An 11,045-nucleotide genomic window follows, 5' to 3' on the forward strand; every position below is an offset into this window, starting at 1 on the left:
GATGAAATAATGGGCGGTCAGTATACACAATCAGAGGACTATCATGGCGAAAACCGCGGCGGCTTTACACATCCTGGTGAAAGAGGAAGCGCTGGCTAACGAGCTGCTGGCGAAGCTGGAAAAGGGCGCCAGTTTTCAGCAGCTGGCGAAGAAACACTCTACCTGTCCTTCCGGACGCAACGGCGGCGATTTAGGCGAGTTTCGACAGGGCCAGATGGTGCCGGCCTTCGATAAAGCGGTCTTCACCTGCCCGCTGATAAAACCTTTCGGGCCGGTGAAAACCGCATTTGGCTATCACATCATTAAAGTGCTCTACCGCAGCTGATCACTTTTTACTTTTCATCTGCTGCAGCACGTTGCTGCACTGGTTATCTTCATTGTCGCTTGGGCTGATCAACGCCAGCAGCGCGGCGGCAGGGCCGACCACGGTGCCGAGCGCAACGGCGGCCGCGCCGCGCGCCAGCAGCGGCCCGGCTTTAACGCCGGCGTCAGGATTTTTGAAGGTGCCGCGAACGTAAAGCGGCGAACGCAGCGTCACGATGCGGATGCCTTTGCTCTCTGGATTGATCGAGAGATCCAGACGCTCGCTGGCGAAGTTGGCGTTGCCGGTGACGTTGATGACCGCATTTTCGGTATCAAACACGAACAGGTTCGGCGTCGCGACGCCGTTTTGCAGCTTCACGTCGGTCGCGGCGCAGTTGATACGCACCTCATCGTCGCCAAACAGCTTGCCAACCACATAGTTGCCGACGTTCAGCCCGGCGATCTCCATCAGGCTGCGGCTGATTAAGCCGTTATTCATCAGCAGTTTCAGCTGGCCGTTACTGGTCGCGAGCAGATCGGCCACCGAGTTGCCGCTGCCGGTAAAGCTGGCGTCGCCGTTTAGCTGGCCCAGGCTGCGCTGCATCGCTTCGACATTAGGGAAGAGCTGACGCAGATGCAGACGACGCGCGTGGATGTCGGCGCGACCGCGCATCGGCGACTTATCCCCTTCCAGACGAATCGTGCTGTTCAGCGTGCCGCCCGCCATGCCGAAGCGCAGCGGATCGAGCAGCAGGTCGCCATTTTTCAGCTGTAAGTGGGTATAAAGATCGCTCAACGGCAGCGAATTGCCATGTTCGATGCGCTTGCCGGTGAACTTCACGTCGGCGTCCATGACGTCCCAGCTTTTGGTATCGAAGGTGTCATGCGGCAGCACGCGATCGGCGGGCTGCGCCGCTTTTTCGCCGCGCTTCGCCTTCGCCTGCGCGGTTTTCGCGCTGCCTTTGCCGGAGTCGACGCCGATAAGCGGCCCCAGATCCGCCATACGCAGCTGTTTCGAACTCAGCTCGCCCACCAGCGCCGGACGTGGTTTGCCTTGGGTATAAGTGAGCGTGCCGTGAATATCGCTGTCGCCGATATGGCCGTTGAAGTTTTCGTAGTGGTATTCGGGCCCTTTTTTGCCGGTGAAGCGGGCGGTCAGGTGACCGTCGGTTTCATAGGGCGGCGTATCGGGCAAGAGCACGCCGGTCAGCCCATAGAGATTGGCGAGCGTATCGCCGGAGAAGCGCAGCCGCACGTTCACGCCGCCAAGATTCATCGGATCCTGAATGCCGCCCGTGACCTGCACGCGCGTAGAGCCGTTACGTATATCGGCCTGAATCGGGAACGGCGTGTTTTTGCTGCGCAGCGAGAGCATGCCGCCGGTTTTGCCTTCCCCTTCCAGCTGTTCGTTGTTATAGGTGCCGCGCGCCTCCCAGCCGAAAACAAAGTCGCCCGCGCCTTTCTGCGCGTCGCTGCCGCCGGCAATCTGCCCATAAGGCACCGGCTTGCCGAGCGGATTGATTTTTACCGTCACGTCGGCTTTATTGACCGCATCGCGGTAGCGCAGCTGGCCCTGGTCAAACAGAATATTGTCGAGGCGGAATGACCAGGCGGATGGCGCCGCACTGGCATCAGGATTTTTGCTGTCGGCGAGATTGAAGGTCCAGTTGTTCTTTTTGTCGGCGGTTTGAATCAGCCGCGCATCGGGCTGCTGAAGTTTGATCCACGGCAGATAAACTTCTTTATGCAGCAGCGCCAGCGGCGACAGAGTGGCGTCGACGCGCTCCAGATGCACCATCGTCACCTCCGCCATCTCGGGCGGATTACCTAATATAATGTCCTGCGCATGCACATGCGGCCAGGGTATCCAGCTACGCCAGCCCGGTTCATCGCGGTTGCGCTCCCAGGCAACGCCCAGATCGCCGCGAATCGCGAACTGGCGATTCAGTTCCGTCGAGACTTTCTGGTTGATGGTGGGCTTGAGACGATTCCAGTCAAAGGTCGCGATGATGATCACCACCACCACGATCAGCAACAAAAAAATCCCGACTATCCAGCTAACAACTTTTCCCGTGCGCGACATCTCGCTTCCTCCTTGCCTGTCCACAGTCTCCGTTAAAGATAGTCGAGACGTTGTGGAACGGCATCAGACAAGCTGAAGCGGCAGATGATTAAGTTGCGAAAAGGGGACCGGCCTTGAAAAAAAGTAGCCCTGCGCCGCCATTGCGGGCGAACAGCACACCTGCCGCCACTCCTCTTCAGTCTCGACGCCTTCGACGATAACGCCGTTACAGTAACGGTTAATCAACGCCAGCAGCATCGAGAAGAGCGCCTGGCCCTCTTCGGTGCGGCGCAGCAGGATAAACAGCTCGCGCGACAGCTTGATGTAGTCGTACTTCAGCTCCGTCAGCGCGGAAAAGTTAGCCATACCGGAACCGAAATCGTCCAGCCACAGCGGCCCCAGCTCTGGCATCTGCGCGATCATCTCTTCCTGCGGCAGCGCGTGATGTTCGGTGAGTTCGAAGCGCACCCACGGCAGTTCGGTAATCAGGCGTCGAATCGGCGGATGCTGCTGAATCGCCATCAGCGTCGGCCCGTCAATATTCACCGACGCCACGATCTGGTTGTCGCAAAAAAAGGGCTGCCACTCTTTTAGCAGCGCCAGCTGCTCATGGACTACGTGCAGACGCTGATTAATCGCCAGCGCCTCAAAGTAGTCCTCCGGCGAGAGTTTCTTTTCCGGCGCGGTCGGATGCGTGACCGCGGTCAGGATTTCAATTGCCAGCAACCGGCCCGATACCTGGTATATCGGCTGGAAAGTGTAGAATCGTTGGCATTGCTGCCAGAAGAGACGCGCTTCCTGTTGTGGGTTGATGTCAGTTGAAGAAGGTAGCCGATGACTAATATTCTTCATCACCATGGTTTTTTCCTGGTTGGTGGCAAGTGCCATGTGTCAGCGCGGCGGCGAATGTCAGCTGTGCCCGCCCTATCTCTGTCCGCCTGCTGGTCACATAAGACTACAGAGTGTACCAATCCGTATCGGGCGCAATCGTGAAAAAAAGCCCGCCTTTGTCCGTTAAATCGCCGCGAAGACAGGCTTTTTTCACCTTAAGTGGAATTAAAACACCGTTTTAAAAATCATTGACGTCTGCCATACCAGACGCGAGACTAAGGCACTATTTCACTACAGGCCAAAGACCATGACGCATAAAAAAATAGCCATTATCGGCGAGTGCATGATTGAGCTGTCCGAGAAGGGTGAGAGCATTAAACGCGGCTTCGGCGGCGATACGCTGAACACAGCGGTCTATCTGGCGCGCCAGGTAGATGAGACGCAGCTCAGCGTCGATTATGTGACGGCGCTGGGCATCGACTCCTTCAGCGATCAGATGATCGCCGCCTGGCAGCAGGAGAAGGTAAACACCCGCCTGATCCAGCGGCTGGAAAACAAAATGCCCGGCCTGTATGTCATTGAAACCGATGATAAAGGCGAACGCACCTTCTGGTACTGGCGCAGCGACGCCGCCGCGCGCTACTGGCTAGATGCTCCGCAATCCGCCGCTATCGTCGACGAGCTGGCGCGCTATGACTACCTCTACCTGAGCGGCATTTCGCTGGCGATCCTGCCTGACGACAGTCGCGAGAAGCTGATGGCGCTGCTGGATCGCTGCCGCGCCAACGGCGGCCAGGTCATTTTCGACAATAACTATCGTCCGCGCCTGTGGGCCGACAAGGCGAGCGCGCAGCAGGCCTATCAGGCGATGCTGCAGCGCACCGATATCGCCTTTTTGACGCTGGATGACGAACATCTGCTGTGGGGCGAGCATCCATTAAGCGCAGTGATTGAGCGCACCCGCGCCGCAGGCGCGAGCGAAATCGTGATTAAGCGCGGCGCGGACTCCTGTCTGGTGGCGATCGGTGACGACGCGCTGATTGATGTGCCTGCGGTGCGTCTCGATGCGGCGCGCATCATCGACACCACTGCGGCGGGCGACTCTTTCAGCGCCGGCTATCTGTCGCAGCGCCTGACGGGCGGCTCGCCGCAGGCCGCCGCCGAGCGCGGCCACCTGACCGCCAGCACGGTGATCCAGCATCGCGGCGCGATTATTCCGCTGGAGGCGATGCCGGCATAACGTCCGCCCCGCTTTGCGGGGCGTGCGGTTTCTCCCCGGCGAACGCATGGCCGAAACCGCCTTAAATTTGCCTTAGCGCCTGACAGGCTACGACCAGTTGCCGTTAAGAGAAAAATTAACGCTGGCGCTGATTTTCACCCGCGCCTCAGGCCGCTTTTGCGCCCTGAAATCCCGCTTATTCTTTACTCCAGGCATAGTCTGAATCCGCCGCTCAGGACCCTTTTCGGATGGACGACCGCCGCAAAAAAGACCATCTTTTCCTCAACAACAGCAGGACGCTGTTTAGCCGGCCGCGATAAAAAAACGACAACATTCCTCGCATCAGGACCGTTTTATGCACACAGAAATTATCAATATCTGGCCCAATGGCGACGCGCCAGGCGCCAGCGATTCGCGCGCGCAGCCGCAAATCGTCGATCTGGCGAAAGAGTATGAGCCTTACGATCGCGCGGCGACCGGCGTGCGCTGCCCGGAGATCGCTATCTGGCATCCCGAAGAGTCCAACGGCATCACGCTGCTGGTGGCGCCGGGCGGCGGCTACCAGCGCGTACTGATCGACCGCGAAGGCAGCGCGCTGGCGACCTTTTTCACTGCGATGGGCTACACCCTGGCGGTGATGACCTATCGCCTGCCCTACGACGGCCATCACGAAGGCGCGGACGCGCCGCTGGCCGACGCGCAGCGTGCGGTGCGCGTGCTGCGCGATCGCGCCCAGCGCGGCCTGAACGGCAAATATATCGTGATGACGGGCTTCTCGGCGGGCGGTCACGTCGCCGCCAGCCTGGGCACGCGCTTTAGCGAAAAAATCTACCCGGTGCAGGACGCCGCAGATAGCTTCTCGCCGCGTCCCGACGCGATGGTGCTGGTCTATCCGGTGATCAGCATGCGCGACGGCGTGGCGCATAAGGGTTCCCGCACGCGCCTGCTCGGAGCCTGGCCCGATGCGAAAACCATCGAAGCCTATTCGCTGGAGACGCGCGTACACGCGCAGACGCCGCCGACGCTACTGATCCACGCGGCGGATGATGAAACGGTCTCGGTAAACAACAGCATGGCGTTTTTCAGCGCGCTCCGCGAACACAAGGTGCCCGCAGAGCTGCACTTTTATCAGAAAGGCGGCCACGGATTCGGCATTCGCGGCGTGGCGGATCTGCCCCTTGCCAGCTGGCCGATGCTGGTGACCGAGTGGCTCAGGGCGAAAACCTGACGGATCAGGAGGAAGGCGGCGCGCTGTCGCTGGCGCTGCTCTCCTGCGGCGCGGCGTCGGCGGCCGCTGGCGGCGCCATCACCTTGTCCCAGATCGCCTGCAAACTCTTCACGTTGGTCTCCGCTTCGCCTTCCGGCTGCATCAGCACCAGCGTAACCTCCTGCGACAATTGCTGACGCAGCTCCTGGTTCAGCCGATCGCGCGTCAGCTCGCTCAGAAACGCCTGACGCAGCTTCTGATACTGCTCCGGCGCGATATCTACCACGGCGTTCTGCTGCGAACGCAGGCGCTGGCTCATCAGCACGTCGGTATCGGTGCGCGCGTAGGTGGCGAACAGCTTGTTCAGCTCCAGCAGCTTCTGCGCCATCAGCGCGTCAAACTCCTCCTGCGGCAGCCCTTTGTCGCGCACCACAGCCAGCTCGCGCGACACCAGGTTCAGGCCTGACTCCAGCGCGTCATTGCGCGCGTCGAGATTAACCGAGCACTGGGCGCGCTGGTAGAGCACGCGGCAGTCGAAACCGATCTGCAGGTTCTGCGCTTTGCTGTCGCCCAGCGTGCGCTGCAGATGCCAGAACAGCGCCTCGCGCGCCAGATCGCTCTGCCAGTAACGCTGCAGATTCTGCGAATCGCGAATCGGCTGCCAGGGCGTATCCCAAATCAGGGCCAGGCGATCCTGGCTCATCGCGCCGTTGACCAGATTAATCGGCTGATGCGGCAGCGGCGACAGCGTCGGCAACGGCGCGGGATTGCTGCGCTTGCCGGTCAGCGAGGAGAAGGCTTTGTTGATCTGCTCCGCCAGGCTGCGGCTCTCGACGTTGCCCACCACATAAAGCGTCATGGCGTCCGGCGTATACCACTGCTGGTAAAAGGCGTTCAGCGCGTTGAGGTCGATCGGCGCGCGCGGCTGCTCGGCCGGGTCGTGCGCCAGCAGCGTCGACCCCTTCAGGCGATAGCGCCACAGCACATCCTGGGTATTGGCGGGCCAGGTCGCGGCAGGATCGGAGGCGCTCAGCGCGGTGCTGACCACCTGCTCGTTAATGGACATTTTGCCCGCCGTCGCCGCCAGCCAGTTAAGCGCTTCTTTCAGCAGCTCCGGGCGGTTGTTGGGCAGGCTAAGGTTGTACTGGGTAAAGTCGTAGGAAACGATGGCGGGCGGCAGCGGATGCTGCGGGTCCATGGCCTGCTGCCACAGCGCGCGCTGCTGGTTGGTGTCGAGCGCGGCGTTATGCACCATCGCCAGACGCGGCAGCAGGTGGCTGAAGCCGGTCTGCTGGGTAGTCTCTACCAGCGAGCCGGTATTCACCACCATACGCAGTTCAATGCGATCGCTGGGGCGCTGCGGCGTTGTCAGCAGCTGCCAGCTTAATCCGTTATCCAGTTTCCCTTCTTGCCAGGCTGGATCGGGCTGCAGCGTTTCGGCCCAGGCGCCAAAACTGGCGGCCACCCACGCTAACCCCCCAACTAAAAGCCGAATTCTGGTGCCCTGCATGTGAACCTCTAATCTAAAAGTCGTTATCACTGGCACGTTTCGCCGTTGTAATACGCGGTGAGTTTTTCTCGTTTTAGCCGCGTCGTTTTTCGACAACAGAGTCTTTGACCACGTGAAGGCCAGGAAGTCGCGCAACGAAGTGAAAAACCATGAAAAAAATAAGTGGGCATTATTATGCAAATGCCCGCTGTCAGGGCAAGCGACAGCGGGCATTTAGAGGGATTTTGCTGTAAAGCTGTACTTAAGCGGAGGTTTCCGGCAGTTTTTTCGCTTTCGCCTTGCTGGAAAGCGTCGCTTTCAGCTGGTTTTCATCAAGCTGGCCAACCCACTTCGCCACTACGACCGTCGCCACGCCGTTGCCGATCAGGTTGGTCAGCGCGCGCGCTTCGGACATAAAGCGGTCGATGCCGAGGATCAGCGCCAGACCCGCCACCGGCAGATGGCCCACCGCCGACAGCGTCGCCGCCAGCACGATAAAGCCGCTGCCGGTCACGCCCGCCGCGCCCTTCGACGAGAGCAGCAGCACCACCAGCAGGGTAATCTGATGGAAGATGTCCATGTGCGCGTTGGTCGCCTGGGCGATAAACACCGCCGCCATGGTCAGATAAATCGAGGTGCCGTCGAGATTAAACGAGTAGCCGGTCGGGATCACCAGCCCCACCACCGATTTCTTACAGCCCAGCTTCTCCATCTTATCCAGCATGCGCGGCAGCGCCGACTCAGAGGAAGAGGTGCCGAGCACGATCAGCAGCTCCTCTTTGATATAGGCGACGAAGCGGAAGATATTGAAGCCGGCGACGCGTGCGATAAGCCCAAGCACGATGACGACGAACAGTGCGCAGGTAATATAGAAGCAGACGATAAGCTGGCCGAGCTGCACCAGCGAACCGACGCCATATTTACCGATGGTGAAGGCCATGGCGCCGAACGCGCCGATAGGAGCCAGGCGCATAATCATATTGATGATGCCGAAGATCACCTTCGAAAAGCTCTCAATCACGTTGAAGATCAGCGTGCCGGAGCTGCCGAGGCGATGCAGCGCGAAGCCGAACAGAATTGCGAACAGCAGCACCTGCAGGATATTGCCGCTGGCGAAGGCGCCGATAACGCTGCCTGGGATGACGTCCAGCAGGAAGGCGATGACGCCCTGCTGCTCCGCCTGCTGGGCGTAGACCGCGACCGCTTTCGCATCCAGCGTCGCCGGATCGACGTTCATGCCGACGCCCGGCTGCAGAACGTTGACCACCACCAGACCGATAATCAGGGCGATGGTACTGACGATTTCAAAATAGAGCAGCGCGACCGCACCGGTACGCCCCACCGCTTTCATGCTCTCCATGCCGGCGATCCCGGTCACGACCGTACAGAAAATCACGGGCGCGATGATCATCTTGATCAGTTTGACGAAGCCATCGCCAAGCGGCTTCATTTGCGTGCCTAACTCCGGATAGAAATGGCCTAACAGAACGCCGATGCCGATGGCTAACAGCACCTGAAAATAGAGGCTTTTAAACAGTGAGGTTTTCATAACAGGTGTCCACTACAACAGGGTTGTGAGGTTGTCGTTTTATTGTGTCCGCAAGCAGCGCGCGCCCCGGCGCTGGCGGTTGGCAAAAAATAACACCCTGTTAACGGGATTAATACAGGCTTACAAAGGCCGGGGGATTTCTGGAAACGCAACTATGAACTGAAACGCTTCAGCACGACCTTTTGTAACTAAAAAACGCGCAAAATCAATGAATCAGACGGTGATCAACGCCCGCGAGGGAGTGTGTAGAAAGGAGACAAAAGTTCGGCTACTCTTCGGCTGCGGGCGCATCCTGGCTGTCGACGGACGCCGGCAGCCAGGTTTGAGTAAAGCGTTCCAGCGACAGCGCCTCGGCATAGAGATAGCCCTGACCAATATGAATGCCGCGCGCCAGCAGCCAGTCGCGCTGCTCGGCGGTCTCTACCCCTTCGGCGATGACGTCGAGATCGATAATCTCGGCGATGGCCGCTACGATGCGCACCATGGTGTCGTCATCCGGCAGCGCGGCGACGAAGCTGCGGTCCATCTTCAGCTTGCTGACCGGCAGCGATTTAAACTGGTGCAGGTAGTTAAGATTGGAGTAGCCCATGCCGAAATCGTCCAGCGCCACCGCAACGCCCACCGTTTGCAGCGAACGCAGCAGCGCCATCGCCATTTCGGCATCGCCCATCTGCGCGGTTTCGGTAATCTCCAGCACAAAGCTGCCGGGCGCAATCTGATGGCGCTGCAGCAGGCCCTGCAGATGATGCACCATGCTGGCGTCGCGCAGCTGCACGGCGGAGATGTTAACGCTGAGCGGGATAAGTATGCCGCGCTTCTGCCAGCCGGCGAGAATGCGACACGCCTCTTCGAACACCCAGCGTCCGATGGCGGCGATAACGCCGATCTCTTCAGCGCTGGCGATAAACTCTTCCGTCAGGCCGTAGCTGCCGTCCGGCATGCGCATGCGCAATAGCGCCTCGGCGCCGGCCAGTTCGCCGGTCTGCATATTGATTTGCGGCTGCAGGAAGAGCCGGAACTGCTCGTCCTGCAGCCCCTGCAGAATGTCATGCTCCTGCGTCAGGCGCTTTTGCGCACGCTCGGTGAGCGCCGCGTCGAAAAAGAGGATCTGGTTCTTGCCTAAATGGCGCGCCGACATCATCGCCGAGGTAGCGCGGTCGAGCTGCTTGTTGGCGGAAAGCGGCTCTTCGTCATAGAGCGCCAGGCCGATGCTGGCGTTGGGCCGCAGCTGCAGCTGGTGCAGCGTCACCGGCTGATTCAGACGGATCATCAGATTGCGCGCCAGGCGCATGGCGCGAAACGGCGTACCGGCGCGCTTCATCAGCAGCGCGAAGTCGCTCGGCCCGGTTTGCGCCAGCAGCGTATGGTCGTCGACGGTGCTGCGGATCTTCTCGACCAGCGTCAGCATCAGAGTATCGCGCTGCTCGTCGCTCAGTACGCCGTTGGCTTCCTGCAGCGTTTCAATGCGGATTACCATCAGCCCGAACCCTTTGCTGTGGCTGCGGATATGCTGGTCGAGCAGCGCCAGAAAGAGCGCGCGATTGGGCAGATCGGTAACGGCATAATGGGTGGTCAGCCGGCTCATCTCGTCATGCACCGACTCCAGCACCTGCTGGTTGCGGTTATAGCTGCGGATCAGCATGCCGATTTCATCGTCGCGATGGCTGGCGGGCAGCGCCAGTTTGTGAGTCAGGATCGCCTGCGGCGGCAGCTCCTGCAGCTCGCGCGAGAGGCTGCGCAGCGGATGAACCACCAGCCGGTTGATGCACCAGCTGATCGCCACCGACAGGATCAGCGCCAGCAGCAGATAGGTAGTGACCATGGTGGAAACGGTGCTGAGGATAAACTGGTAAACGCGCGTCGAATTCGCCTGCAACACCAGATAGGCGAGCGGCTTGGGCGAGCCGCTGCTCTCCACCGAATAGAGCGGCAGGGTGATCTGTACCGGCAGTTCGAACAGGCGAGCGATAAACAGCGGGATCGGCTTTTCGTTTTCGAAACTGGCGTGCAGCGCCTGAAAAGCGTTGGGCAGCACCACGTCGGCGCGCGACAGGACACCGGCGGGCTTCAGGGTTTGCAGAATTCGCTCAGCCTGGGCGATATCCGCCTTTAACACCGCCTCGGAGAGCGGCTGGCGCACCGTATGGGCGATATTCTCCATCTGCTGGGCATAGTCGATCCTGCGCTGCTGCACAAAATGAAACAGTTGAATGACGATAAAGATAGAAACGGTAATCAGCGCCACCGCGGATACCGTCGCCATTTGCTTTATCGTAAGTGAACGGCTGACGCGCAAAATCTTCTCCAGGCTAAAAAGCACAGCTATCAGACAGGAAAATGCGCAGCAAGTATATCCTGGAACTCACTTTTTTTACTGCCTGTCAG

The 11,045-nt window shown here is 59.7% G+C and carries 8 protein-coding genes; 3 read left to right on the forward strand and 5 right to left on the reverse strand.

The genetic code is table 11. The features are described 5' to 3' along the window. Positions 1-43 precede the first annotated feature (43 nt). A complete protein-coding gene (gene ppiC / locus PVE98_RS18840) occupies positions 44-325 on the forward strand; it encodes a peptidylprolyl isomerase PpiC (protein ID WP_033754522.1) in 282 nt (93 codons plus the stop codon). On the opposite strand, the gene PVE98_RS18845 is transcribed toward ppiC, so the two are convergent. Next, the gene (locus PVE98_RS18845; protein WP_033754519.1) at positions 326-2,386 is read right to left on the reverse strand and encodes an AsmA family protein; all 2,061 of its coding nucleotides are present in this window, start codon (positions 2,384-2,386) and stop codon (positions 326-328) included. 63 nt (positions 2,387-2,449) lie between these two features. After that, positions 2,450-3,223: a cyclic-guanylate-specific phosphodiesterase gene (pdeH, locus tag PVE98_RS18850; protein WP_048783745.1), complete on the reverse strand. Its 774-nt coding sequence runs from the start codon at positions 3,221-3,223 to the stop codon at positions 2,450-2,452. A gap of 280 nt (positions 3,224-3,503) precedes the next feature. Here pdeH and PVE98_RS18855 point away from each other — a divergent pair, with 280 nt between their 5' ends. After that, positions 3,504-4,436: a sugar kinase gene (locus PVE98_RS18855; protein WP_096072373.1), complete on the forward strand. Its 933-nt coding sequence runs from the start codon at positions 3,504-3,506 to the stop codon at positions 4,434-4,436. 334 nt (positions 4,437-4,770) lie between these two features. Further along, positions 4,771-5,643 carry an alpha/beta hydrolase gene (locus tag PVE98_RS18860; protein ID WP_333620445.1) on the forward strand — a complete coding sequence of 291 codons (873 nt, stop codon included), beginning with the start codon at positions 4,771-4,773 and terminating at the stop codon, positions 5,641-5,643. A gap of 4 nt (positions 5,644-5,647) precedes the next feature. Here PVE98_RS18860 and PVE98_RS18865 read toward each other — a convergent pair whose 3' ends face one another. The 3 genes from PVE98_RS18865 to hmsP form a co-directional block, all read right to left on the reverse strand. Next, positions 5,648-7,132, reverse strand: coding sequence for a pitrilysin family protein (locus tag PVE98_RS18865; RefSeq protein WP_033754509.1), 1,485 nt, complete (start codon positions 7,130-7,132; stop codon positions 5,648-5,650). Between the two features lie 241 nt (positions 7,133-7,373). Then, positions 7,374-8,660 carry a dicarboxylate/amino acid:cation symporter gene (locus PVE98_RS18870; RefSeq protein WP_033754506.1) on the reverse strand — a complete coding sequence of 429 codons (1,287 nt, stop codon included), beginning with the start codon at positions 8,658-8,660 and terminating at the stop codon, positions 7,374-7,376. A gap of 268 nt (positions 8,661-8,928) precedes the next feature. Continuing rightward, the gene (hmsP, locus tag PVE98_RS18875; protein WP_187143616.1) at positions 8,929-10,956 is read right to left on the reverse strand and encodes a biofilm formation regulator HmsP; all 2,028 of its coding nucleotides are present in this window, start codon (positions 10,954-10,956) and stop codon (positions 8,929-8,931) included. Between the last annotated feature and the right edge of the window lie 89 nt (positions 10,957-11,045).

The sequence above is a fragment of the Pantoea sp. GABEPS69 genome, assembly GCF_045780835.1.
Lineage (GTDB): Bacteria > Pseudomonadota > Gammaproteobacteria > Enterobacterales > Enterobacteriaceae > Pantoea > Pantoea septica.